This is a genomic window from Paenibacillus sp. UMB7766-LJ446 (genome assembly GCF_030226665.1).
In the GTDB taxonomy this organism is placed as follows: domain Bacteria; phylum Bacillota; class Bacilli; order Paenibacillales; family Paenibacillaceae; genus Paenibacillus; species Paenibacillus vandeheii.
The window spans coordinates 40,121-65,553 of the sequence record NZ_JASOYM010000007.1 but is presented as its reverse complement, the minus strand read 5'-3'; the positions used below and the strand labels follow the sequence as shown (position 1 = coordinate 65,553).

At 46.6% G+C, this 25,433-nt stretch carries 19 protein-coding genes and 2 tRNA genes; 17 read left to right on the top strand and 4 right to left on the bottom strand.

From position 1 onward, the window contains the following. Positions 1-15 precede the first annotated feature (15 nt). Together QP794_RS18100 and QP794_RS18095 are read left to right on the top strand one after the other, a co-directional pair. Positions 16-1,413, top strand: a complete 1,398-nt coding sequence (locus tag QP794_RS18100) for an STM4012 family radical SAM protein (protein WP_285078349.1) — start codon at positions 16-18, stop codon at positions 1,411-1,413. Beyond that, entirely contained in the window at positions 1,410-2,273 is an 864-nt protein-coding gene (locus QP794_RS18095; protein WP_285078348.1) for an STM4011 family radical SAM protein, read from the top strand. The genes QP794_RS18100 and QP794_RS18095 overlap by 4 nt, the downstream gene beginning before the upstream one ends. Positions 2,274-2,412: 139 nt before the next feature. Here the strand turns inward: QP794_RS18095 and asnB are convergent, their stop codons facing one another. Then, the gene (gene asnB, locus QP794_RS18090; protein ID WP_285078347.1) at positions 2,413-4,257 is read right to left on the bottom strand and encodes an asparagine synthase (glutamine-hydrolyzing); all 1,845 of its coding nucleotides are present in this window, start codon (positions 4,255-4,257) and stop codon (positions 2,413-2,415) included. 195 nt (positions 4,258-4,452) lie between these two features. Between asnB and QP794_RS18085 the strand changes: the two genes are divergently transcribed. From QP794_RS18085 to QP794_RS18075, 3 genes are all read left to right on the top strand, one after another. Next, on the top strand, positions 4,453-4,752 hold the full coding sequence (locus QP794_RS18085; RefSeq protein WP_024632510.1) for a hypothetical protein: 300 nt from the start codon (positions 4,453-4,455) through the stop codon (positions 4,750-4,752). Positions 4,753-4,777: 25 nt separating this feature from the next. Then, complete coding sequence (locus QP794_RS18080; RefSeq protein ID WP_285078346.1) at positions 4,778-5,134, top strand: hypothetical protein; 357 nt, start codon at positions 4,778-4,780, stop codon at positions 5,132-5,134. A gap of 91 nt (positions 5,135-5,225) precedes the next feature. Next, positions 5,226-5,354, top strand: a complete 129-nt coding sequence (locus QP794_RS18075; RefSeq protein WP_256984583.1) for a hypothetical protein — start codon at positions 5,226-5,228, stop codon at positions 5,352-5,354. Between the two features lie 79 nt (positions 5,355-5,433). Here QP794_RS18075 and QP794_RS18070 read toward each other — a convergent pair whose 3' ends face one another. Continuing rightward, complete coding sequence (locus QP794_RS18070; RefSeq protein ID WP_053783120.1) at positions 5,434-5,727, bottom strand: magnetosome magnetite crystal formation protein family; 294 nt, start codon at positions 5,725-5,727, stop codon at positions 5,434-5,436. Positions 5,728-6,008: 281 nt separating this feature from the next. On the opposite strand from QP794_RS18070, the gene QP794_RS18065 reads away from it, so the two are divergent. The 3 genes from QP794_RS18065 to QP794_RS18055 all read left to right on the top strand — a co-directional run bounded on the left by QP794_RS18065 (position 6,009) and on the right by QP794_RS18055 (position 11,476). Further along, a tRNA-Arg gene (locus QP794_RS18065) sits at positions 6,009-6,082 on the top strand. A 263-nt stretch (positions 6,083-6,345) separates the two neighbouring features. Beyond that, on the top strand, positions 6,346-7,110 hold the full coding sequence (locus QP794_RS18060; protein WP_350338880.1) for a class I SAM-dependent methyltransferase: 765 nt from the start codon (positions 6,346-6,348) through the stop codon (positions 7,108-7,110). 382 nt (positions 7,111-7,492) lie between these two features. After that, entirely contained in the window at positions 7,493-11,476 is a 3,984-nt protein-coding gene (locus QP794_RS18055) for a S8 family serine peptidase (RefSeq protein WP_285078344.1), read from the top strand. Between the two features lie 230 nt (positions 11,477-11,706). On the opposite strand, the gene QP794_RS18050 is transcribed toward QP794_RS18055, so the two are convergent. Together QP794_RS18050 and QP794_RS18045 are read right to left on the bottom strand one after the other, a co-directional pair. Continuing rightward, positions 11,707-12,939, bottom strand: a complete 1,233-nt coding sequence (locus QP794_RS18050; RefSeq protein WP_285078343.1) for a CynX/NimT family MFS transporter — start codon at positions 12,937-12,939, stop codon at positions 11,707-11,709. Between the two features lie 155 nt (positions 12,940-13,094). Then, a tRNA-Arg gene (locus QP794_RS18045) sits at positions 13,095-13,168 on the bottom strand. Positions 13,169-13,358: 190 nt separating this feature from the next. Between QP794_RS18045 and QP794_RS18040 the strand changes: the two genes are divergently transcribed. The 9 genes from QP794_RS18040 (at position 13,359) to QP794_RS18000 (ending at position 25,283) form a co-directional block, all read left to right on the top strand. Further along, the gene (locus tag QP794_RS18040; protein ID WP_483311923.1) at positions 13,359-14,333 is read left to right on the top strand and encodes a hypothetical protein; all 975 of its coding nucleotides are present in this window, start codon (positions 13,359-13,361) and stop codon (positions 14,331-14,333) included. 138 nt (positions 14,334-14,471) lie between these two features. Continuing rightward, positions 14,472-15,812, top strand: coding sequence for a trigger factor (gene tig / locus QP794_RS18035; protein WP_024633994.1), 1,341 nt, complete (start codon positions 14,472-14,474; stop codon positions 15,810-15,812). 378 nt (positions 15,813-16,190) lie between these two features. After that, positions 16,191-16,781, top strand: a complete 591-nt coding sequence (gene clpP / locus QP794_RS18030; protein WP_024633993.1) for an ATP-dependent Clp endopeptidase proteolytic subunit ClpP — start codon at positions 16,191-16,193, stop codon at positions 16,779-16,781. A gap of 12 nt (positions 16,782-16,793) precedes the next feature. Further along, positions 16,794-18,047: an ATP-dependent protease ATP-binding subunit ClpX gene (gene clpX / locus QP794_RS18025; RefSeq protein ID WP_079347367.1), complete on the top strand. Its 1,254-nt coding sequence runs from the start codon at positions 16,794-16,796 to the stop codon at positions 18,045-18,047. Between the two features lie 123 nt (positions 18,048-18,170). Next, positions 18,171-19,268 carry a flavodoxin-dependent (E)-4-hydroxy-3-methylbut-2-enyl-diphosphate synthase gene (gene ispG / locus QP794_RS18020; protein ID WP_024633991.1) on the top strand — a complete coding sequence of 366 codons (1,098 nt, stop codon included), beginning with the start codon at positions 18,171-18,173 and terminating at the stop codon, positions 19,266-19,268. A 168-nt stretch (positions 19,269-19,436) separates the two neighbouring features. After that, positions 19,437-21,191, top strand: a complete 1,755-nt coding sequence (lonB, locus tag QP794_RS18015; protein WP_024633990.1) for an ATP-dependent protease LonB — start codon at positions 19,437-19,439, stop codon at positions 21,189-21,191. Positions 21,192-21,277: 86 nt separating this feature from the next. Then, a complete protein-coding gene (gene lon, locus QP794_RS18010) occupies positions 21,278-23,617 on the top strand; it encodes an endopeptidase La (protein WP_285078519.1) in 2,340 nt (779 codons plus the stop codon). A 156-nt stretch (positions 23,618-23,773) separates the two neighbouring features. Next, a complete protein-coding gene (gene yihA / locus QP794_RS18005) occupies positions 23,774-24,424 on the top strand; it encodes a ribosome biogenesis GTP-binding protein YihA/YsxC (RefSeq protein ID WP_285078342.1) in 651 nt (216 codons plus the stop codon). Between the two features lie 268 nt (positions 24,425-24,692). After that, positions 24,693-25,283, top strand: a complete 591-nt coding sequence (locus QP794_RS18000) for a non-ribosomal peptide synthetase module (RefSeq protein ID WP_285078341.1) — start codon at positions 24,693-24,695, stop codon at positions 25,281-25,283. Positions 25,284-25,433: the final 150 nt, after the last annotated feature.

Here is a 25,433-nt window from a genome sequence, read left to right as displayed (position 1 = left end):
ATAAGGAGGAAACCGATGGACGATCAATCTCAACATACGACAGCAGGTCATTCCGCACAGTCCGGCTCCAATACAGCAACCAGTCTTAGAGAAGTGCTTGCTTCACCCTATCGCTCTTATTTATATTCGTATCCCCACAAGACCGCATATCGGGACTTGAACCCGCCGTTACCGCTCGGTCCGTTGTGGGAACGTGAGAATACCGATACGTATTTTTTATATATGCACATTCCGTTTTGTGCCGCTCGTTGCGGATTTTGCAATCTGTTCACGCTGCCGGATCGCCGTGATGACACCCATGTACGTTATGTGGATGCGCTGGAACGGCAAGCCATGCAGTGGGCACTACTCACTTCACGCAGACCCTATTCGAGGTTTGCCATCGGTGGTGGGACACCCACATTATTGAATGAAATGCAGTTGAACCGCTTGTTTGATATTGCGGAACAGGTGATGGGGCTTGATCCGACGCAAGCTTCGATCTCGGTAGAAACGTCACCGGATACCGTGACGGAAGCCAAATTGACGATCATGAAGGAGCGAAGCGTGGACCGGGTAAGCATGGGCATCCAAAGTTTTATTGAAGCGGAGGCCTCAGCGATCTACCGTCCACAGAAACCGCAGGAAGTGGAACGCGCGCTTGAGAAACTTGCGCGTTTTGAATTTCCTTTGTTGAATCTGGATCTGATCTATGGGCTGCCGGGACAAACGGTGGAATCATGGCTGTATTCCCTGGAACGTGTCCTCTCCTATGAACCGGGTGAGATTTTCATTTATCCGCTTTACACCCGTGAGAATACCATTGTGAAGCCAGACGATATCCAGCGTCAGGGACCCGATATTCGCATGGAGCTTTACAGGGCTGCGCGTGAGACTTTAAAAAGCAGGGGCTATGTCCAGTATTCCATGCGCAGATTTGCCAAAGAGCAATCTACTTTTGGCAGTAAGGAGCTTCTTCCCTACAGTTGTCAGGAGGAAGGCATGGTTGGTCTGGGATGCGGTGCGCGCTCGTATACCAGTGAAGTACACTATGCTTCCAAGTATGGTGTGAGTTATAAGGCAACACAAAGCATCATTGCCGATTATGTGGCGACCGAGCGTTATGATGTGGCCGATTACGGCATTGTCCTGAGCCGGGAGGAGCAGAAGCGCCGCTTTATTCTGAAAGCTCTGCTGCATCGGGAAGGATTGGCATTGTCGGATTATGATCAGCGATTCGGGACGGAAGTTATGTCTGACTACGGATGGTTGAGTGAATTGCTGTCTGAGGGCATGGCTGAGCTTGGACAGGACGCTAAGGATAACCAGGTGCTGCGTCTGACAGAAGAGGGACTGGGTTACTCGGATGCTATTGGAGATTGGCTCATCTCCGCTGAGGTTCGTGAACAAATGGAAGGGTTTGTGTTCTCATGAGAGCAACCTTGTATTATCGGGGCAAGCTGTCGTCCTGTAATTACGACTGCCCCTACTGCCCGTTTAGCAAAACGGTAGATTCCAAGGAGACGCTGGAAGTGGATGAACAACAACTTCGTCAATTTGTGAATTGGGTGGGTGAACAGGAGAACGCAGGACATCAATTTTCGATTTTCTTTAACCCGTATGGAGAAGCCCTGGTACGTCGCTGGTACCGGGACGCCATGATAGAGCTGTCACATATGCCGCATGTGGACAAAATTGCAGTCCAAACCAATTTATCCGTCAAACTGGACTGGGCCCGTGAATTGAATCATCAGAAAGCGGCATTTTGGGCGACCTATCACCCGCGTGAGACGAAGGAGTCTTCCTTTATCAAACAATGTTTGACTTTACGTGAGATGGGGCTTGCTTTTAGTGTGGGGACGGTTGGATTGCGCAGTGCATTTCCGGCCATTGAATCGATGAGGCAGGCTTTACCCGAAGATGTGTATATGTGGATCAATGCCTTTAAAGATCGACCGAAGTATTACACCGTAGATGAGGTCGCCTTTTTACGGTCGATTGACCCGCTGTTTGAAGGGAATTTGCAGGATTACGATAGCTTGGGCAAGCGCTGTTCCGCTGGTTCGCAGGTATTTTATGTGCAAGGGTCAGGGCATGTAAAAAGATGTTATAAAGATCGTCGGATCATAGGACATTTATACCGCGATGGTTTGGAAGCTTTAGCCGCAGACCGCCCGTGTGGCATGAAGAAGTGTGGCTGTTACATCGGTTATATTCATATGGAGGATACACCGTTCAGAGATATCTTTGGCAGTGGATTGCTTGAACGAAATCCGGCTGCAATCCATGGATAGGCAGAAGGTCTCCAACCAAAATTTTAAAGTGAATATTATTTTGGTTTTATATATTAAAATGGGTGCTTGGGAACAGCTATGGCTGTTCACCAAACACCCATTTTTAATATTGACCCATACATGTGAACCTTAGTATAACTTACCGAATAGCCACTTTGTACGTACGGAGCCACGAGTTGATCTGTGTCAGATAAGCAAACAGCTGTGGACCCGACATTAACTGTCCAAACCAAGGTAGGTTAGATGAAGCATCCGGTGAGGAAGCCAATTTGCGAATTTGAGCTTTATCGATTAATGGCAAGATCGGTGAGCTTGCGTCATCCAGAATATCAAGCACCTGCTGTTTAACGGCCGCCAGGTACTGCGGGTTATGTGTTTTCGGATACGGACTCTTTTTCCGATATAACACATCGTCAGGCAATACACCTTCCAGCGCTTTACGCAGAATTCCTTTTTCCCGTCCGCCTGTCATTTTCATTTCCCAAGGCACGTTAAACGCATATTGAATTAAACGATGATCACAGTAAGGCACCCGAACTTCAAGCCCGGCCCCCATACTCATCCGATCTTTACGATCCAGGAGTGTAGGCATGAACCGGGTGATGTTCAGATAGGACATGACTCGCATTTTGGCTGCCTTACCAGTTTCTCCATCGAGTAACGGCACTTCAGCTACAGCATCTGAATAACGATCCGCGAGATATTCCAGCGGCTTGATCCATTCCCGAATGTCCGGGGATAACAATCCTGCTCGCATGTCAGGCGCTACAGACCATGGGAATGTACCTGAGTTCAGCATCTCTTCCCGATGGAACCAGGGATAACCGCCAAATACTTCATCTGCCGCTTCGCCTGAAATGGCAACCGTGGCCCCTTTTTTGATTTCTTTACAGAAGAGATAGAGGGAGGAATCCACATCTGCCATGCCCGGCAAATCACGCACGAGCATGGCCTGAGTCAGGGCATGAACCAGTTCACCATTTTCAATCTCAATCCAGTGATGATCCGTCTTCAGTTCATCCACCATTCGCTTAATCCAGGGGCCATCAGCACCAGGCTGGAAGGAATGGGCCTGAAAATGCTTTGCATTATCCACATAGTCGACCGAATACGTGCTGACATGGCCCTGACCGGTACGGTTGTAATAATTCACCGCTAAAGCAGACAAAGCGCTGGAATCCAGTCCTCCAGACAACAGGGAGCAGACCGGAACGTCCGAGGCAAGCTGCCGTTCTAATGTATCCTGCAACAGGCTGCGCACTTCGGCAGCTGTTTCTTCCAGATTATGTTCGTGATGCTGACTTTCCAGCTTCCAGTAAGCATAGGTTTTGATACCGTTTCGGTTGTAGATAAGCGCATGGGCTGGTTTGAGCTCGTTAAGAGAGGAATATACGCCGTGTCCAGGTGTCCGGGCAGGACCGACAATAAATACCTCTGCCAATCCTTCAGGGCCAACAGCAGCTTCAACATCCGGATGGAGGAGCAGTGCTTTGGGCTCTGAGCCGAATACAAGGGTATCTTTTGCATTACTGTAGAACAGAGGTTTGACCCCCAAGCGGTCACGTGCCATAAAAACCTGTTCGCGTCCACCATCCCATATGGCAAAAGCAAATATTCCGTTAAACCGGTCAACACAGGCCGGTCCCCACTCAATATAAGAGGCGAGCAGCACTTCCGTATCACATTGTGTGCGGAAATGGTGTCCCCGTTGGAGCAATTCCTTTTTCAACTCGGGGGCATTGTATAGTTCTCCGTTATACACGACGGTATAGGAGGTGTCTCCCTGTAACGCATGCATCGGCTGTGCCCCGTTCTCCGGGTCCATAACGCTGAGACGCCGATGTCCGAACGCACAAGGATTGGAGATCCATGTACCTGAAGCGTCGGGCCCCCGGTTCGACAAGCTGTCCGTCATCCGGACCAGCAGCTCTGATTCCTGGGTCAAGTCCCGATTCCACTGTATGAAGCCGGTTATACCGCACATGGTTTGTTCATCCTTTCTTAGTCGAGTCATTCATCCGAATGGCTGCTTAAGTTGCTAACAGCCAGCAAATGTTGTCTTTTTCGTCAGAAGTCGTAACAAATATATGCCGAAAGCAGGCATAAAATGTCTGTCCTCTTCGGAAACTAGTTCTAGGGACAACGGCCTCAACATGCCTGTGAAGGAGAGAACTTGCAAATGGACAGTATGACCTATTATGTATCTGTCATGGGGCGCTCCGTTATTCCGGACCCGTACGCAACGTCGTATGAATGGGTTATCCATGCGACGCCTCAAGAGGCGGAACAATTACTGGGACTGCTTAATCTAATGCAGGAAAAAGAGGAAGAAGCCTTTCCAGGAATGGTATTCCCTTGGCCGGATACGCCGGAAGAGACTGTAAACCGTGCATATGAAACTGTATTACAGCAGGTGTATCGGGAGATATATCGCTTGGGAACACCGGAGACCCGATACCAGATCGAACAAAGTACATGAAATGGACAAAGGAGCGCGATAATAAATGTATGCCATTCAGGATGCCAAAATACGCAGATTAACCGAAGTGGATGGATTGTCTTGTGCAGAAGTTGAGGTGCAGCCTGGAAATACGGGGGACCCGTCTTTGCTTGTATACGTTGCGGCAACCCAGCCAGGGAACTCGCTAGAAGTCGTTCGAATTGTACGCAATCATTCGGATGCTGTCCTGGACTGGTACAATAACAATATGCACACAGCGTTTGAAGATGCCACCGAAGCGGCGTTTGAGAACAGTGAAGGCATTACAGCAGGAGAGGATAAAGCCCGGTTTCAGAGTGAATTGCTTGCTTTTGGCTTACTGGGGCCGACTCTTCAGCGCTATTTGGTGGGGCAGGCGTAAGGCGAGTGTTCCAACATATGCCGATTGGGGCAAAGGATAAGCGGAATTACCCGGAGCCATACTAAATACAAGTTCCGGGGAGGTGATAGCAATGGCTTCCAAGTTCAAGAAAAACAAAGGAAACCTTTACGCGCATCATACCGAGTTTGCCGAGGAAGTGCTAGCCATAAACAGCAAGCGTCCTGCCCAGAAAAATCCGTGGCGTCAGGGAAACAAGTAACCGGAATGCAGAAACCCGCCCTTCTTCCGAAAGGCGGGTTTTTGAATGTTTAATTTAACTTGATTGTGAAAACTTGTGGTTAGGCATATTCACGCAGCACTTGAATCCCTTTAACGATATTGTATACAAAACTTAATGCATAAATGACAAAGAACAGAATTACAAATCCGACAGCGGAACCGAGACTGTGGGCGGTAACGAAGAAATAAAGTAGCGGAATTGCCGCAAGAAACGGGAATATATGCGAAAATAGGGCCCGTTTAGCATGTCCCTCAATATAGTTGTCTTTGGCAACAATCCAAATTATGATGGGAAACAGGAACGGGGCGAAGAAAATACTAAAATAGGATAATGCTGATAAAAGTTGTCTCATAGCGTTTCTCTCCTTTATCTAATTCAGTGAAATGTATGTATGCAAAAGATTACCCAGCAATACTCATCGTGAATATGTTAGCCCATTTTCTATATGCATCTGAGCTTAATATCCTCAATATTGCCTGCTTAAAGCATTCATATTCTGTTCCTGTGTTGAGTATGAAAATAATACGTTCAAGTCATGTGAAAAGATGCAATTATTAATTTTTTTATAAAACTATTGAAAAATATAGAAAACGGAGTATAATAGGAATCGCGCCGTATTTTTTATACATATTTGTCTCAGTAGCTCAGCAGGATAGAGCAACGGCCTTCTAAGCCGTCGGTCGGGGGTTCGAATCCCTCCTGGGACGTAAGAAAAAAGCTTCCTTCGGGAAGCTTTTTTGCGTCCAGGGGATGAGAATCCCAAAGGTCCGTCGGAGGATAAGCTTCGGAGGAATACTTCGCAGTCATTTCTGAATACGGCAAGAGTGAGGGAATCTGCTTTTCATGGAAAGAGTCGAAAGTATATAGGTATAACCTATTAATAGTATAGAATTTATATATTTAAATAATAAACCATCTTATGACACAATGAAGATATCAATCATGAAAGCGATGGTGGTCCATGCAATCAATGAATCAATGGCAAGCGGATGAATATGATAACAAACTGGCTTTTGTATCGGGTTACGGTAAAAGTCTGATCTCATGGCTTAAACCTCAAAAGGGGGAGGTTATTCTCGACTTGGGATGCGGGACGGGGGATTTGACGTACGAAATTTCTGTAGCGCAGGCTGAGGTGATTGGCATGGATGCATCACCGGACATGATTCGTCGTGCGAGGGAGAAGTTTCCCGATATCGAGTTCGTGGAAGGTGATGGACATCAGTTTGAGATGAGCAGGCTCTATGATGCGGTCTTTTCCAATGCAGCACTGCATTGGATGCGAAGTCCGCGACTTGTAGTGGACAGTATATGGAGGTCTTTGAAGCCCGGAGGACGTTTTGTAGCGGAGTTCGGCGGCAAAGGAAATGTGCAGATCATTGTAGATGCATTAGAGGAAGTGTATGAACGAAACACTGGCATTCGTGGATCAGAGCGCAATCCCTGGTATTTCCCGACGATTGGGCAATATAGCAACATTCTGGAACAAGGCGGATTTTTGGTACGACAGGCCTACCATTATGACCGCCCTACCAGACTAGCGGATGGTGAACAGGGTATCGAGGGCTGGTTGAATCATTTTGGTGGGGACTATTTTGAGGGTTTGAATCAGGAGCAGATTCAGAAAATCTGTCGTGAAACCAGCCAAATGGTTGTGCCAAAACTCTGGAAAGATGATGCAATCTATGCCGATTACAAGCGTCTTCGTATTGAAGCCGTGAAGCCAGAACGTTAAATAAGAAAATGAAATATCTTTGTTAAATGAACTGATATCCTAATTTTTTATCAAAATCTCCGATCACATAAAGGCTTAGAATCTCTTTCAGATGAAGAGGATCTGGGCCTTTTTTCCTATGTAGTAATTAAAAATTGAAATATTCAATCGACAAATAAATACAATTTTATTGGTTTCCCATACTCAAGAACCATATAAGTAATTTTTATATCATAACTGTAATTATTTAGAAGGGGAATGTGTTATTTTAGTAGAATAATTTACCAAGGGTCAATCTTCTTGCAGATAGGGCGGTGAGTTGCCACAGGTATTGCAGTACTTGTCATAGCAGGACCCAGGTGTTTGGTGAGGTACTTTCATATTGAGAAGGAGGGGCATAGCCTTGAATAAAAGATTGATATCCATATTGTTAAGTATTTTAATGACTTTTTCTATCATCATGCCAGCGGCCGGAGCCGCTCCTGTAGGTGTTCAGCTTGAGAACTCGCTAAGTAAGGCTGAAGCCACACAATGGAGAGAGATTCTTGCCCAGCGGGAAGAACAGCTTGCAGCAGATCCATTTTTGGACAAGAGCTTGGAAGGTCTCGGGGCAGAGAAAACACGAGTAATTGTTGAGCTCTCCAATAAGCCAGTTGCTGTGGCGCAAGGCGAATCTACCCTCTCAGGTAAATCTTTTACCTCCTCTATGGAAACAAAGGCTGTGACTCAAGTGGAGCAACAACAAGAGTCATTTGCACAAAGCCTCACTCAGAATAAAATCAAACATGAAGTATTGGAAAATTACGCATACGCCCTGAATGGTGTAGCCATCGAGCTTAAGGGCAACCAATTGGGACAGTTGCTTCGCATACCGGGTGTTGTCAGTGTATATCCTGACCTTGAAATTACCGTAGCCCCGGAAACAGATGAAGTGAATCCTTATATGAAAGATACCGCACCATTTATTGGCGCCCCTGAAGTATGGAATCTGGGATACAAAGGAAAAGGCGTCAAAGTGGGTGTTATTGATACAGGAATTGATTATGAGCATCCTAATTTGCAAGATGCCTACAAAGGTGGATGGGATTTCGTAGGAAATGACAATGATCCCTACGAAACAACACATGAAGAGTGGAAGGTTTCTGGTCAACCGGAATTCAATGACACGGGAAGCTCCTATTATACTTCCCATGGTACTCACGTAGCAGGTACCATTGCTGCTCGTGAAGCAGGGGACTACGGCATTGTCGGAGTTGCTCCTGAAGCGGATATCTATGCCTATCGTGTTCTTGGACCTTATGGCAGTGGACAGACCTCATGGGTACTGGGGGGAATTGATCGTTCCGTTGCTGATGGTATGGACGTGATCAATCTCTCACTGGGTAACGCTGCCAATGATCCAAGTTATATTACCTCGGTTGCTCTTAACAATGCCATGTTGGCTGGCGTAACAGCTGTTGTGGCGAGTGGTAACAGTGGTCCTAACCGCTATACATTGGGCTCCCCAGGAGCATCGGCTATGGCGATTACTGTAGGTAACTCCACTGGCCCTAGCCAAACCATTACAGCCAACACTCATTTCTGGATTGGTGAGGAAGGCGAAGGTACGCTTCCGGAGGAAAAACCTGTCCCTGAGGTTGAGCCATCTCCTGAGCTGGGAACAGCACCGGGAACGGATACTTCTGAAATTCCGGCTCAAGGCGAACCATCACCAACACCGGAAGATGCGGTTGGTGAAGCTGCTTTGTCCGAATCGGAGCAAGGTGGAGTATCATCCGAAACACCTGCCGATGCTGCATCACCAACTACTGAGAACAGTGAATCAGAAGATCCTACTCAACCAGCCTCCCCTTCTGCGCCGATCGAAACATCTCCAGAGGTCGCACCTGCAAAAGAAGAGTCTGCGATTGATCCAACGAAAACAGAGCAAAGTCCATTGGCTGTTACTGAGTCGGTGTACCGTCTTGATGTAATGGGCTGGAGCCTTTCAGCTGATCCGGAATCTGTTTTGACAGATCAATATGGGCTTGTATTTGCCGGGTTGGGTAAACCTACCGATTTTGAAGGCAAGGATTTCACGGGTAAAGTGGCTTTTGTACAGCGTGGTGAGCTGGCATTTGTGGAGAAAGTAGCCAATGCCAAAGCAGCTGGTGCTGTTGCGATTATCGTATATAACAATATTCCAGGCCCGATTGGTGTGAGCTTGGGAGATAATTTTGAACTCATTCCAACCTTGAGCATGTCGAAGGAAGATGGAGAAAGTATCAAAGCTGAGCTGGATGCCGGCCAACGTGTTGAAGTGAGCTTCAATGACTTTGTTAAAGGCCAAACGGCTGGCGATGAAATGAATACATCCAGTTCCCGCGGACCAGCCAAGGTGACTCTGGATATCAAACCGGATGTAGTTGCGCCGGGTACCAGCATTTTGTCTACTGTTCCTGCCTATGAGCCCGGAGCAGATTATTCACAGGCTTATGATCGTAAATCAGGTACAAGTATGGCTACACCTCATGTTGCCGGACTGGTTGCCCTGTTGATTGAGAAACACAGTGACTGGACACCATTTGATATCAAAGTTGCACTCATGAACAATGGTAAAGTTCTCGATACGACGAAATATGATGTGTTTGATCAAGGTGCAGGACGTATTCAAGCGGTGAAAACAATTGATCCTGCTGCCCTGGTTAAAGTATTAGATGTAACGAAATATACAGAGAATGGGACGGTAGTTGAGAAGCCTAATGTTACAGGTAGTGTCAATTTCGGCAACTTCCTGAACACGGACGAAAAAACCGTCAGCAAAACGATTAAAGTGGAGTCGCTGAATGGCAGCGGTGGAAACTACACAGTGAGCGTGAATCCAACACGTACGGTGCCAGGCGTATCCGTTGTGGTGGACAAGAGCTCTTTTACACTGAGTGGTGAGGAAGAGTTGCAGGTGACCATTACCGTTCCAAAAGGGGTTACTGCGGTATCAGAAGCGCAAGGATATCTTCAGTTGTCTGATGGAACGAACACATTCACGGTTCCTTATGTCGCTCATTTCAACGTAACACAGGCAGGCGTTAAATACATTGAGACTGTAAAAGGTACAGAGAAGAACCCGTTCCATTATCCATTGAAGTCTGATGGTGCGCTGGATACACTCAATGTAGCTATGGAATTCCATAATCCCATGAATTTTGCACTTATTGAGATCTTCGATGGCCTTAATCCGGAAGGGGGCTATTATGGAGATGGATATATTGGATCTATCTTTGGCAGCTACTACAATTTCGCTGCTAACACAAGATATAATCTGGCTTGGGATGGACAGTATGCAGATTACACTACAGACGAGGTAACTACAATTCCGGATGGTCTTTACACGATTGATATTACGGCAATCGGTGTGGATGGCAAAACATATATTGAAGATACTTCTCCATTTTTGGTAAAAAAAGCTGCTCCGGTTGTAACGGCACCAGAAAAGTTGGAATTCAAACAAGGTGAAGCTGCTCTCATTAACGGCAGCGTGAATGACTTGTACTTCCATGTCGCTCCTGCGCTTAAAGATAGCTGGAACATCGAGTTTGACCCGGCGGCTGCCTTGGAAGCAACGTACGTCCTGAAAAAAGCGGATGGTTCAACATATAAAGATGGCGTTTTTGAAGTGAAACCTGATGGTAGCTTCAGTCTTCCTTTGGAGGGCATCCAAGCAGGTGAATATACTGTTGAACTTACGGTAAAAGACCAACAGGGGCTTTCTGGCAAGGCCACTACGGCACTGAGTCTGAAGTCCACGGAGACCGAGCCGGAAACTCCAGCTAAAGGGGCGCCTGGAAAACCCTTATTGTCTCACAATAACGGGAGTGTGAACGGCCTGTTTGGAGGATCATATACCGTCACCATGAACCTGTGGTGGGGCGAAAACGCCACTAGCTACAAGCTTTATGAGGACGGGGTTTTGATCGATACGCAGAAGCTGACCTACAATGCGCCTTTGGCGCAGTTTGCGCAAACAAAGATCACGGGCAAAACGAACGGCACCTATACGTACGTAGCCGAGCTAACCAATGACAAGGGAGCAACGCGGAGTCAGACACTGACTGTCCGGGTTACCAACGCTTCGCCAGGCAAAGCGGTTCTCTCTCAGGATAACTGGGATGGCGACGGCAAGTATAAGGTTACTATGAACTTGTGGTGGGGAACCAATGCTACCGAGTACCGCCTCTACGAGAATGATAAGTTGATCGACACCCAAGCACTCCATGCGGTTACGCCTAATGCGCAAAGCGCTGTTACTTCGGTGTCTGGACGCACTTCAGGTACCTATACGTACCGGGCTGAGTTACTCAACGCAGCGGGTGTCACCAGCACCGACAAGATCACGGTAAAAGTGAAGTAAGTTCTTCTACACTAATTTATTGAAGGAATTGTTTTGCATAAGCGGTCTTCATCCTAAATTCTTGCGGGATGGAGGCCGTTTTTTATTTTGGTCTTTTATTGCCACATGAATGGATAGCTACACTTTTATAACGAAACGCTCCCCTTGGGTGACAGGTTTTATTAGCCTGCACTCAAGGGGAGCGTAATTAAACGTCAAAATATTTGACAGAAGTTATCCTTTTTTTAAATCTAACCAATCACTCGATTCTTGCTGGCCTTGATCCCTGCGATCAGTAAAACAATGGCAAGGATAACCTGTACCAGCAACGGAAGGGTCCATCCTTTTGTCCAGTCATGAAGCACGCCGAACAGCAAAGGTCCGAAGGCCGCCAGCATGTACCCAAAGGATTGAGCCATTCCTGAAAGTCCCGCAGCCTGTCTTGCATCAGCCGTACGCAGTACGAAAAACATGGTTACAAGTCCGAACGATGCTCCGGCTCCAACTCCGGCCAAAGTAACACCGACAGTTACGAGAGAGGAAATACCGCTTAGAAGGAATGCGTATCCCAGAATCAGACAGGAGCCTGTAATTGCTGTCAACCCACGTTGATCTTTCATTCGTCCAGCCAGAATCGGAACGATGAACGTTACCGGAACACTAACCATTTGCATCAGGGATAGCATCCAGCCCGCTGAAGAGGAACTGAAACCCTGATCAGATAGAACCTCAGGCAGCCAAGTAATTGTAGTGTAAAAAATTAGAGATTGCAGTCCCATGAACAGTGTGACATGCCATGCTAAGGAAGATGAAATAAGACGAACCGGCTTCGTTTCCTTTCTCGAAGCCACGTAAACTTCGCCGCGCCGTCCAGAACGGACGTGAGGCAGCCAGAGAATCAGGGCCAGAATGGACAGTATAGCCCACATGCCGAGTGAGGCATGCCATCCCATGGAGGTTAACCCTGCCGCCGGAACGCTGATTCCTGAGGCGATAGCGCCCCATATATTCATGGACACGGAATAGAGACCGGTAACAAGTCCTACACGCAATGGGAAATCCCGCTTGATCAGACTGGGCAGCAATACGTTGCTCAGGGCAATGCCGCATCCGAGAATTGCTGTTCCTGCGAAGAGAACGGGAACAGAGGGTATGAACCGGAGGGCTACACCTACGGTCACAAGAATTATGGCAGTTAACAGAGCAGTTTCAAGTCCAAATCTTCGCGCTAATTTTGGAGCGAAGGGAGAGATTGCCGCAAAGGCAAGCAAAGGAAGAGAGGTCAGCAAGCCTGCCATGGTATGACTTATTCCTGTATCTGTTCGAATCAGATCCACGATTGGACCTGTTGCCGTAATCGGTGAACGCATTGTCGCTGCAATAACGATAATGCCTGCCAGTAAGAGTCCAAGTTTCATGGATGCTGACGATGAATTATCGACTGCAGACTGGTTAGGTGAGTTTTGTTGTAAAGATGAGGGCATGATTAATCTCCTATGTTTTATTTGTCTAATATGTATGCATTGATACATACATACACACAAACCAGCATAACATTCCATGTCAACATCAGACAATGAACGTATCCGATCATCCCCAGAACGCAAAAAAAGCTCCCCGAAGGAAGCTTTTCTTATTACGTCCCAGGAGGGATTCGAACCCCCGACCGACGCCTTAGAAGGGCGTTGCTCTATCCAGCTGAGCTACTGAGACATGGATTTTTTCAAGCAAAATTGATTTTATCATAAATAATGATGAATATCAAACATTTTATTTTAAATTATTTTTCGTATATGATATTTGGCGGCAGTAACGTTTTTTTCATTATAATTAAGGTTATGTTAGAATATCAGAAGAACTCAAAAAATAGATCGACTATCGTTTAATATACATCTATTTATGGTTGATTGCGACTGGAGATTCAGGATACAGAGGAGGTGCTCCTATTAAGGAATCCACGACCCCCGAAACCGAGCATAGCAACAATATCGTGCTGTTTCCTAAGACGCTGGACTATTACCAGATTCAATTGACGGTTATGCTTGAAAATGAACGCTATGGTGAAGCGATGGACCTGCTTCGCTTTTTGCTGCAATGCCAAGGACAGGAAGAGCGGCATTATGACGAATGGCGAGCGTTGCTCGAATGGCTTGAAGCTGCTTTCCCTCACTATGGAGAAGATTTACCAGTGGTCCTTGAAGAGCGTGAGGCAGAGGAAGTCAGTGAAGAGGACATGGCACGCCAACATGCGAGGTCCAAGCTTGAGCAGGATAATGGCTATGCGGATAAATTGCTTCGTACCGTGATGGAGGAACCTTTATCTGATCAGACAATGTTGGCGCTGGAGCAGCTTGCTTATCTCGATCGGCCAGAAATTGATGATTCGCTTACCGGATGGCTGAAAGACAAGACACTGCATCCTTTGCTACAGTTCCGTGTGCTTCAGACATTACGCCGTCGTGGTGTTCAAGGCATTATTGCGTTTACTCGTGGGGAAGAGCCGGTTGAAGTGGAGATTGATACCGTTCCACTTAGACCTGAGGATTTCCCGCTTCAGATTGTTCAGATTCTTGAAAGGGTGGCAGATCAGACGGAGGTTCATGAGCCTACACTCTTTTATTTTGCACAAGAACTGTGGATTCAATATGTTATGGCTGTGTATGGAACCCGTGATTATATGTCCATGTTGGAAGAAAATGATTCCATGACAGATATATGGGCAGCCGCTCTACATATGACCGTTGCAGATAGTCTGGGCGGTTCGCATGACGAGGAAGATACTCGCTCAATGTATGCTGTGACAGGGGCGATGCGCTTTCGCCTGGAGCAAGCATATCGATCAATGAAACAGTTTGTATCTGCCGGATTGGACGGTTAATAGGAGCCGGAAACGTTTTCCTCAAACCCTATCAAGGGATTCCCCTTGAAAAAGAATCTAATCTTGTTTATACTAAAATGGTTATTTTGTACGTGATTGTCTACGTGAACATGTGAATTTTGGAGGGGAAAGTATACAATGAAAGCAACTTGGGAAAAGATAGAGAAGAACCTTGGGGTTCTTGAGGTTGAAGTGGGTGCAGATCGTGTAACTGCAGCACTCGACAAAGCTTTTAATAAAGTAGTTAAACAAGCAAACGTACCTGGATTCCGTAAAGGTAAAGTTCCACGTCCAATCTTCGAAGCTCGTTTTGGTGTGGAAAGCTTGTATCAAGAAGCAATTGACATTTTGCTTCCTGAAGCTTACACAGAAGCAATCGACCAAACGGATATCTTCCCGGTTGATCGCCCAGATGTAGATGTGGAACAATTCGCTAAAGGACAAGTATTCAAGTTCAAAGCGAAAGTAACGGTTAAACCTGAAGTTACACTGGGTGACTACAAAGGCGTTGAAGTTGCTGTAGCCAAACATGAAGTAACGGATGTAGAAGTGACTGAAGAACTCGAGCGTCTTCAACAACGTCACGCAGAACTCGTTGTTATCGACGAAGGCTCTGCACAAAACGGCGATGTTGCTGTAATCGACTTTGACGGTTCCGTTGATGGTGTACCGTTCGAAGGCGGACAAGCTGAACGTTATTCCCTGGAACTTGGTTCCAATACGTTCATCCCAGGATTTGAAGAGCAGGTTTTGGGTCTGTCCACTGGCGACTTCAAAGACGTTGAAGTGACTTTCCCAGAGAGCTACCATGCAGCTGAACTGGCTGGCAAACAAGCGGTATTCAAAGTGAAAGTGCATGAAATCAAACGTAAACAACTTCCTGAACTGGATGACGAGTTTGCAAAAGATGTTAGCGAATTCGATACGCTGGAAGAGTACAAAGCTGATCTGAAAACACAATTGGAATCCCGTAAAGCAGACGAAGCCAAAGCAGCTCAAGAAAATGCTGTTGTAGAAAAAGTGGCTGAAAATGCTGAAGTGGACATTCCTTCTGCAATGATTGACAGCGAAGTACAAAACATGATGCGTGATTTCGACAACCGTCTGCGCAACCAAGGTATGAACTTGGAAATGTTCCTGAGCTTCTCCGGTCAAACTCAAGCTGACCTGAGAGGACAAATGCAGGAAGATGCTTCCAAACGTGTTCGCAACAACCTGGTTCTTGAAGCAGTTGGTAAAGCGGAGAACATCGAAGTGTCTGACGAAGAAGTTAACCAAGAACTCGAAAAAATGGCTGAATCCTACAAGCGTCCTGCTGAAGAGATTCGTGGCATTCTTGAGGGTAATGGTTCCCTGGACAGCCTTCGTGATGAAGTGAAACTGCGTAAAACGATCGATGTTCTCGTTGAGAACAGCAAAGTCGTTGAAGCTGTTGAAGCTCCAGCTGAAGAAGTTGCTGCAGAAGCTGACGAAAAATAAGACAAGCTGTTATGTAATGAACAGCTGAATAAACGATAAGGCACGTGAATCATTGCGTGCCTTATTTTTAAATTATGGCATCCATTTTATAGAGGATTCAGTAATTATATGGATGTGATTTTTTCTTGGTGTCGCTGATGCATATTCAACGTCCTATGGTTCTCCTGCAAATAAAAAAAAGGCGAAACGGCATAGGATTGCTCCGATTTGCACATACATAGAAAACATGGTTAAATATGATCAGGCTAAAAAGTAAACTCACTTAGGCTTGACACCGCTTGTGAAAAATGACATTGTCACAGGAACGTGTTAGAATGAATTTGGGTTTGCTTTACAGGTAGCCTATGTCTAATTACATGTAGAAAAGAGGTTGGTCTCATGAGTCTGGTGCCAATGGTTGTAGAACAAACCAATCGAGGCGAGCGTTCTTACGATATATATTCGCGTTTGCTGAAGGATCGCATTATTTTTCTAACCAGTGCGATTGATGACGATGTAGCCAATCTTGTCATAGCACAGCTTTTGTTTTTGGCAGCCGACGATCCTGAGAAGGATATCAGCCTGTACATTAATTCACCTGGTGGTTCTGTCACCGCAGGGATGGGTATATACGATACGATGCAATATATCAAACCGGATGTATCAACCATTTGCGTAGGTATGGCAGCAAGCATGGGCTCGTTATTGCTGACAGCCGGTGCTCCTGGCAAACGATATGCACTGACGAACAGTGAAGTGATGATTCATCAGCCGCTTGGCGGCGTTCAAGGACAGGCTGCGGATATCAAAATTCACGCGGAATGGATTATTAAAACACGTCAAAAACTGAATCAAATATACGTCGATCGTACAGGTCAACCCCTTGAGAAAATCGAGCGGGACACAGACCGTGACTTTTTCATGAGTGCTGAGGAAGCCAAAACGTACGGCATTATTGACCAGGTGCTCAGCAGACCGATCAATTCCTAAAGGGGTGGTTTCATGTTTAAATTTAACGATGAGAAAGGGCAATTGAAATGCTCTTTTTGCGGTAAATCTCAGGAACAGGTGCGCAAACTGGTCGCTGGACCAGGCGTTTACATTTGTGATGAATGTATCGAACTTTGCACTGAAATCGTTGAGGAAGAGCTCGGTCATGACGAAGAACTGGACCTCAAAGATATTCCAAAACCAAAAGAAATCCGTGATATTCTGGACCAGTACGTTATTGGACAGGATCAGGCGAAGAAGTCTTTGTCTGTTGCGGTTTACAATCACTATAAACGGATCAACACACAAAGCAAGATTGAGGACGTTGAATTGCAAAAAAGTAACATTTTGCTGTTAGGACCTACGGGTTCAGGTAAAACGTTGCTTGCGCAAACGATGGCCAAAATCCTTAATGTTCCTTTTGCTATTGCGGATGCGACTTCATTGACAGAAGCTGGTTATGTCGGCGAGGATGTAGAGAACATTCTGCTCAAGCTGATTCAAGCTGCTGATTATGATGTGGAAAAAGCAGAGCGCGGCATTATTTATATCGATGAAATTGATAAAGTAGCACGTAAATCCGAGAACCCATCCATTACACGTGATGTATCGGGTGAAGGAGTTCAACAGGCGCTTTTGAAAATCCTGGAAGGAACTGTAGCTTCTGTACCACCACAAGGTGGCCGTAAGCATCCACATCAGGAATTCATTCAAATTGATACCACCAACATCTTGTTCATTTGCGGCGGTGCCTTTGATGGGCTGGAGCAAATGATCAAACGCCGGATCGGTAAAAAAGTCATTGGCTTTAACACCGTTGCGGAACAAAAAGATCTTAAACCAGGTGAATATCTGGGTATGGTATTGCCGGAAGACTTGCTGAAATTTGGTCTGATTCCGGAGTTTGTAGGCCGTTTGCCAGTCATCTCCACTTTGGAGCCACTGGACGAAGACACATTGGTACGGATTCTTTCCGAGCCGAAAAATGCGCTTACGAAACAATACCAAAAACTGCTTGAGCTGGATAATGTGAATCTGGTGTTCGAACCAGGAGCATTGCTGGCGATTGCGAAGGAAGCCATTAAACGTAACACAGGTGCACGTGGACTGCGCGCGATTATCGAGGGCATTATGCTTGAGATTATGTACGAAGTGCCTTCCCGTGATGATGTTACGAACTGTGTCATTACTGAAGAGGTCGTTGAGAAGAGAGTCGTGCCTGAACTGAGTCAAAGGAAGGACGACAAGCAGGAAGAAAGTGCCTAACTACAGGTGAATATTCCGTTTCAACACTGAAATATAGACTTGTCAGTTCTCCACTCCTGGCAGAAGACGATTTCATGTCTCTGTCAGGGTGGAGCTTTGACGTTGTGGGGAGAGAAATCACTCATGTTTTTAAGACAAGATACACGTCCCGTAAAAGTGGGGAACTTAACGATTGGTGGCAGCAACGAGGTCATCATTCAAAGCATGTGTACAACGAAAACGGCAGACGTTGAGGCAACCGTGGCAGAGATTTTGCGTTTGGAAGAAGCAGGCTGTCAAGTGGTGCGTGTAACGGTGAACAATGAGGAAGCTGCTGCGGCCATCAAGGAAATCAAGAAACGGATTCATATTCCACTCGTAGCGGATATCCATTTTAATTATAAACTGGCTCTCCTTGCGATTGAGAACGGCATCGATAAAGTACGGATTAATCCCGGTAATATCGGTAAACGTTCCAAAGTTGAGGAAGTCGTCAAAGCTTGTAAAGAGAAGGGTATTCCGATTCGGATCGGGGTAAACGCAGGTTCTCTGGAAAATCATTTGCTTGAAAAATATGGTTATCCAACAGCTGATGCTATGGTAGAAAGTGCACTTTATCACATTGGTATTCTCGAGGAATTGGATTTCCACGATATTATCGTGTCTCTCAAAGCATCGGATGTGCCGATGGCGATTGAAGCTTATACCAAAGCGGCTCAAATCATTCAGTATCCTTTACACCTGGGGATTACCGAGGCGGGTACATTGTTCTCGGGTACAATCAAAAGTTCTGCGGGTATGGGTGCCTTGTTATCTATGGGCATTGGTTCGACGATGCGGATATCGCTTAGTGCGGATCCAGTTGAAGAAATTAAGGTTGCTCGTGACCTGCTCAAAACCTTTGGTCTGATCTCCAATGCAGCTACGCTGATTTCCTGTCCAACCTGTGGACGTTTGGATATCGATCTCTTCTCCATTGCTAATGAGGTGGAAGAGTATATTTCCAAACTCAAGGTGCCGATTAAAGTATCGGTGCTGGGTTGTGCGGTTAACGGTCCGGGTGAAGCGAAGGAAGCGGATATTGGTATTGCCGGTGCACGCGGGGAAGGTTTGTTATTCCGTCATGGTAAAATGATCCGTAAAGTGCCGGAAGAAATCATGGTTGAGGAATTGAAAAAAGAGATCGACATCATCGTGGAAGCCTATGAAACGACAGGAGTTATTCCTGGTCGCTCGCACTGATTGATTCATATCACTTCTGTAACAGCCCGTCATCAATGACGGGCTGTTTTTTGTTCTTAAACATACAATTTCCAGATCACCCGTTTACGTCTCGGTGAAAAGGCTATACTACCAAGTATTAGCATGATCTCATATGAGAATAGGGATAGAACAGGAGGATGTTGAGACATGGAATTTGGTATGGTCATAATGATGATCCAGTTATTTTTTGGTGTGGTGATCGGTTTGTATTTCTGGAATTTGCTTCGTGGCCAGAAAACGAATCGCAGTGCGGTGGAGCGTGAATCCCGCAAGGAACTGGAGAAGCTGCGGAAGCTGCGCTCCATTTCACTCACCAAGCCTCTGGCAGAGAAGACGCGTCCAGCAACCATCAATGACATTGTAGGGCAAAAAGACGGACTTCGCGCCCTTAAAGCTGCGCTATGCAGTGCTAATCCACAGCATGTCATTATATATGGACCACCAGGGGTGGGGAAAACAGCCGCTGCAAGGGTGGTATTGGAGGAAGCCAAAAAGAATCCGTCATCTCCCTTTAAGGCAGATGCCAAATTCACGGAACTTGACGCCACGACGGCGCGTTTCGATGAACGGGGTATTGCTGACCCTTTGATTGGTTCAGTGCATGATCCGATCTATCAGGGAGCGGGAGCGATGGGCGTAGCAGGTATTCCTCAACCGAAACCGGGTGCCGTTACGAAGGCACATGGGGGAATGCTGTTTATTGATGAGATCGGTGAACTGCATTCCATTCAGATGAATAAACTGCTGAAAGTCTTGGAGGACCGCAAGGTCTTTTTGGAAAGTGCGTACTATAACTCGGAAGACACGCATACTCCTGCTTATATCCACGATATTTTTCAAAATGGTCTGCCAGCCGATTTTCGTCTTGTCGGAGCGACGACTCGTTCGCCCCATGAACTGCCTCCAGCCTTGCGCTCGCGGTGCATGGAGGTCTATTTCCGTCCATTGCTTCCTGAAGAGATTGGGCGAATTGCGGAAGATGCTGTTCAGAAAATCGGGTTCAGTCCATGTCCAGAAGCCGTTGATGTAGTCAAGCGATATGCAACCAATGGACGCGAGGCGGTTAACATTATTCAGCTCGCTGCTGGGCTGGCCTTGACCGAAAAACGTGAAACGCTGCAGGCGTCGGATGTGGAATGGGTTGCTGGCAGCAGCCAGATTCAGCCCCGGCCAGATCGGAAGGTTCCTTTGCAGCCACAGATTGGTTTTGTGAATGGCTTGGCCGTATATGGACCCAATATGGGCACCATTTTGGAGATCGAAGTATCCGCTGTTCCAGCTCTTCGAGATCAGGGACGGATTAACATCACGGGAGTTGTGGATGAAGAAGAGATTGGAGGCGGTTCGCGCACGCTCCGGCGAAAAAGTATGGCTAAAGGATCGGTTGAAAATGTGTTAACCGTATTAAAGGCCATGGGCATTCGTCCTAACGACTATGATTTACACGTCAACTTCCCAGGTGGAACGCCAATTGATGGTCCGTCTGCCGGGATTGCCATGGCCACAGCCATTACATCAGCCATCCAGGGCCGTCCGATTGATCACGAGACAGCGATGACTGGCGAGATCAGTATCCATGGACGGGTAAAACCAATCGGTGGTGTACTTGCCAAAGTGGAAGCTGCATTCCAGGCGGGTGCAAAGACGGTCATTATTCCCGCCGAGAACTGGCAGTCCATCTTTGAAAATCTGGATGGCTTACGCGTTGTTCCGGTCGATACCGTTGAAGACGTGTTCCGTGAAGTATTTGACTGGGTACCTAATGAAGAGCAAACAAAACAATTAAACCTTGCGGAGGAGTCAGCAACACCTGCACCGGAGATTTTCCCACCTGCATCCGCTTCATATTTACGTGCTGATTTGCCACGTCCAGGACAGGTTACAGATTCGGGAAGCTGTTAGGCGCTTCCCTTCATTGGTTTTTTATGTGAACATTTGATAGAATAATGAATGACTACAACCTGAGAGCCATTGGAGGTGCGAAAGCGATGGGACCGAGCAAAGCGAAAGGTCGTCGTTTTCCTTTACTGCCTTTAAGAGGACTTCTCGTCTACCCGAGTATGGTACTGCATCTCGATGTGGGCCGGGAGAAATCGGTCAAGGCTTTAGAAAAAGCGATGGTAGAAGAACATTTGATTCTCCTATGTTCCCAAGCCGAGGTAAATATTGAAGAACCAACACAAGAGGATATTTTCAGAATCGGAACGGTTGCCAAGGTCAGACAGATGCTGAAGCTTCCAAACGGGACGATTCGTGTACTTGTGGAAGGCTTGGAACGGGCTGAAATCATTGAATATACGGATAACGAGGAATATTACGAAGTGCTGGCACTAGAGCTTCCTGAAGAGGAGAACAGTCATCCAGAAACGGATGCGCTGATGCGTACGGTTCTGAACCAGTTCGAAAATTATATTAATCTGTCCAAAAAGGTTACACCCGAGACACTTGCAGCTGTGTCTGATATCGAAGAACCAGGTCGATTGGCCGATGTTATTACAAGTCACCTGTCTTTGAAAATCAAGGACAAACAGGAGATTTTGGAAACCATCGACGTTCGTGAACGGCTGGAGAAGCTGCTGGACATCCTGAACAATGAGCGGGAAGTACTGGAGCTTGAACGCAAAATCAGTCAGCGTGTGAAGAAACAGATGGAGAAAACCCAGAAGGAATACTACCTTCGTGAGCAGATGAAGGCGATTCAGAAAGAGCTGGGTGAGAAAGAGGGCCGTGCCGGTGAGGTTGAGGAGCTCCGAGATCAGATGGAGGCTCTAAGCTTGCCGGACAAGGTGAAGGAAAAGGTTGAGAAAGAAATTGATCGACTGGAGAAAATGCCATCTAGTTCTGCCGAAGGCGGGGTTATCCGCAACTATGTCGATTGGTTGCTGGGGCTGCCTTGGACACAGATGACAGCGGACGATCTGGATATTCAAAAGGCTGAAGATGTGCTAAACGCAGATCATTACGGTTTGGAAAAACCGAAAGAGCGTGTGCTGGAATATCTGGCTGTTCAGAAGCTGGTGAAAAAGCTTAAAGGGCCAATCCTTTGTCTTGTTGGACCTCCAGGGGTCGGCAAAACGTCGCTTGCCCGCTCCATTGCCAGATCACTCGGACGCGAATTTGTCAGAATATCGCTGGGTGGTGTGCGAGATGAAGCGGAAATTCGCGGACATCGTCGTACCTATGTTGGAGCAATGCCAGGCCGTATCATTCAGGGCATGAAAACGGCGGGCTCACTCAATCCAGTTTTCCTGCTGGACGAGATCGATAAAATGGCTTCGGACTTCCGCGGAGACCCTTCCGCAGCGTTGCTTGAGGTACTTGATCCCGAACAGAATAACACGTTCAGTGACCACTTTGTAGAATTGCCGTTTGACTTATCTAACGTTATGTTCATTACAACGGCGAACACAGTGCATAACATCCCACGTCCGCTTCTGGATCGGATGGAGATGCTCAATATTCCAGGATATACTGAACTGGAGAAGCTGCAAATTGCCAAAAACTATTTGCTGCCGAAGCAGAAGCAGGATCACGGTCTGGAAGAAGATCAGTTGAATATTGGGGATGACAGCTTGATGCGTGTCATTCGTGAATATACACGGGAATCCGGTGTGCGGAATCTGGAACAGCAGATGGCGTCTTTGTGCCGGAAAGCGGCTAAAAACATCGTATCCGGTGTAGAAGGTCAAATTAATATCACATCGGATGAAGTCAAAGACTACCTTGGCCCTGGCAAGTTCCGCTATGGCATGGCCGAACTGGAAGATCAGATCGGTACGGTGACAGGTCTCGCTTGGACTGAAGTGGGTGGGGATACGCTTGTCATTGAAGTTACGGTTGTACCAGGAACAGGTAAACTGACGCTGACAGGTAAACTGGGCGATGTCATGAAGGAATCGGCTCAGGCAGCATTCAGCTATACCCGGTCCAAAGCTGCACAGCTCGGCATCCCGTCTGACTTCCACGAGAAGAACGATATCCATATCCACGTTCCGGAAGGGGCCATTCCGAAGGATGGACCATCTGCCGGGATTACAATGGCGACTGCGTTGATCTCTGCTTTGACGAACAAGCATGTCTCCAAAGACGTTGCCATGACTGGTGAAATAACGCTGCGTGGCCGTGTGTTGCCAATTGGCGGACTTAAGGAAAAATCACTGGCGGCCCACCGCGCCGGTTACAAAAAAATATTATTGCCCAAGGATAACGAACGGGACCTGCGGGATATTCCGGATAGCATCAAGGAAGATGTGGAATTTGTTCCTGTAGCCCATATGGATCAAGTGCTGCAACATGCGCTTGTGGAACAGGCAGGAATACACCTGTAATCCGTTAAACGAGGGATCGTATGAAGAGTAAACCGTTCTGCGGAAGCTTTGGCGTCCGTTGGAACGGTTTTTTTGGTATGATAGAACAATCCATGGCATAATACGAACAGCAGCCATAAGTAAGAGCACAGGAGTTCAAGAGAGGACAGATACATTATGAAAGTAAATCAATCCGAATTTATTATCAGTGCCGTTCGGCCTGAACAATACCCCGAGGATGGCCTGCCCGAGATTGCATTGGCGGGACGATCCAATGTAGGGAAATCATCTTTGATCAACCGTTTGATTAATCGCAAAAATTTGGCTCGGACGAGTTCCACCCCTGGTAAGACACAGCAACTGAACTATTATAAGATCAATCAGGATCTCTATTTTGTGGATTTCCCTGGCTACGGTTATGCCAAAGTGTCGAAGCAGCAGCGATTTGCCTGGGGCAAAATGATGGAGAAGTATTTGCTGGAACGGAAAGAATTGAAACTGGTTATGCAAATGGTGGATATGAGACATGAACCTTCCAAGGATGACATGATGATGAATGACTGGCTTCGCCATCATGGCTTGCCTCTCGTTGTAGTAGCGACGAAGATGGACAAGATTCCAAAAACGCGTAGAGCCAAACATATAAAAGTCATCAAAGAAGCTTTGGATCTCCGTCCTGGGGATCTGTTCGTACCGTTTTCATCGGAAGAAGGTTTAGGTAAGGAAGAATTATGGGAGATCATCACCCGCTATGCTGGAATCGGTCAAGCTGTAGCGGAAGAAGAGCCTGAGGCTGAGAGTCAAGAAGACCACGAAATTAACGGATAACCGGGGATTACGCCATGTGTATGCAGGAAAGTGAGCAACTTGGGTGTATCTTTGAGGAGATCAAGGATTAATCCATATTTTGTTGGGTTTTCGTGGATATTCATCGTTTTATCCTGGGGTGAAATAGCAATACGGTAGTGTATAATGAGTATAGGTGCATTTGTGCCAACAGTACTAAAGTAGCGGCCTTGCCGACCTGAAGAATTTTGAGATCACTGCCACATGTGCAGGAAGACAAAACAATCGGGAAAGAATTGAGGAGATTTTTATGGCTCAGCGATTAGCCACAGAGTATGTTAAAGCCACTTTGAAATTGTCAGAACCCCAGATGCATCAGTTTTTGCGCATGACAGAAGATGGCCGGATTCATCAACGTGTGAAGGTGATGGAGAATGGCTGCCAGGAAATTGTGCTCGTAGATGTGAGTGGAGAAGAAGTTCATTTCCCTTTTGACCGTAGGGAAGGGTTTTACATCTGTGAGTTATCTTGCCGCCTGGTGAACCATCATCTGACGAACGTAGTTCGGAAGCTCTTTATGACCTTTAAGGGTGACGGCGTTGTTCATCGAATTTATGAAGAGTTCACCATGACGTATGTTTATACTCAGGGCGTTGTCCGTAAAATTGTGGAGCAGACCGGTGAAAATATCCGTGTCATCTACGAATACAAAAATACGTTGCTTGAATTGCAGCGTGTGTTCCAGGCTCGGGATATTGAACGCGAGATAAACTGGGTATACGCCGAGGTTGATTCGTTACTCGATACAAGAAAAGATGCGTCTACTTCTGAACAACTCCGGCAGATTGATGAAAAGCTTGCTCTTCACCAGAAACGGCTGTTTGAGCTTGAGGCTTATTGACCTGAAGGTGTGAATGATACAAGTATTTAAATAACCGTCCCCTTATGCTCTGATCTGGCACATTCCAGGCGTAGCGAAAGGGGATTTTTTTGAATTTGAGAGTCTAACGGACACTGGATTTTTTTATTTTTTTGTTCTTCTTAAAAGGGG

Coding starts and splice junctions, on each gene's coding strand:
- lon (WP_285078519.1), top strand. CDS start 21,278: ATGGGACCGAGCAAAGCGAAAGGTCGTCGTTTTCCTTTACTGCCTTTA.
- lonB (WP_024633990.1), top strand. CDS start 19,437: ATGGAATTTGGTATGGTCATAATGATGATCCAGTTATTTTTTGGTGTG.
- clpP (WP_024633993.1), top strand. CDS start 16,191: ATGAGTCTGGTGCCAATGGTTGTAGAACAAACCAATCGAGGCGAGCGT.
- tig (WP_024633994.1), top strand. CDS start 14,472: ATGAAAGCAACTTGGGAAAAGATAGAGAAGAACCTTGGGGTTCTTGAG.
- QP794_RS18070 (WP_053783120.1), bottom strand. CDS start 5,727: ATGAGACAACTTTTATCAGCATTATCCTATTTTAGTATTTTCTTCGCC.
- QP794_RS18000 (WP_285078341.1), top strand. CDS start 24,693: ATGGCTCAGCGATTAGCCACAGAGTATGTTAAAGCCACTTTGAAATTG.
- QP794_RS18080 (WP_285078346.1), top strand. CDS start 4,778: ATGTATGCCATTCAGGATGCCAAAATACGCAGATTAACCGAAGTGGAT.
- QP794_RS18085 (WP_024632510.1), top strand. CDS start 4,453: ATGGACAGTATGACCTATTATGTATCTGTCATGGGGCGCTCCGTTATT.
- QP794_RS18050 (WP_285078343.1), bottom strand. CDS start 12,939: ATGCCCTCATCTTTACAACAAAACTCACCTAACCAGTCTGCAGTCGAT.
- clpX (WP_079347367.1), top strand. CDS start 16,794: ATGTTTAAATTTAACGATGAGAAAGGGCAATTGAAATGCTCTTTTTGC.
- QP794_RS18060 (WP_350338880.1), top strand. CDS start 6,346: ATGAATCAATGGCAAGCGGATGAATATGATAACAAACTGGCTTTTGTA.
- QP794_RS18095 (WP_285078348.1), top strand. CDS start 1,410: ATGAGAGCAACCTTGTATTATCGGGGCAAGCTGTCGTCCTGTAATTAC.
- QP794_RS18100 (WP_285078349.1), top strand. CDS start 16: ATGGACGATCAATCTCAACATACGACAGCAGGTCATTCCGCACAGTCC.
- QP794_RS18075 (WP_256984583.1), top strand. CDS start 5,226: ATGGCTTCCAAGTTCAAGAAAAACAAAGGAAACCTTTACGCGCATCAT.
- yihA (WP_285078342.1), top strand. CDS start 23,774: ATGAAAGTAAATCAATCCGAATTTATTATCAGTGCCGTTCGGCCTGAA.
- asnB (WP_285078347.1), bottom strand. CDS start 4,257: ATGTGCGGTATAACCGGCTTCATACAGTGGAATCGGGACTTGACCCAG.
- ispG (WP_024633991.1), top strand. CDS start 18,171: ATGTTTTTAAGACAAGATACACGTCCCGTAAAAGTGGGGAACTTAACG.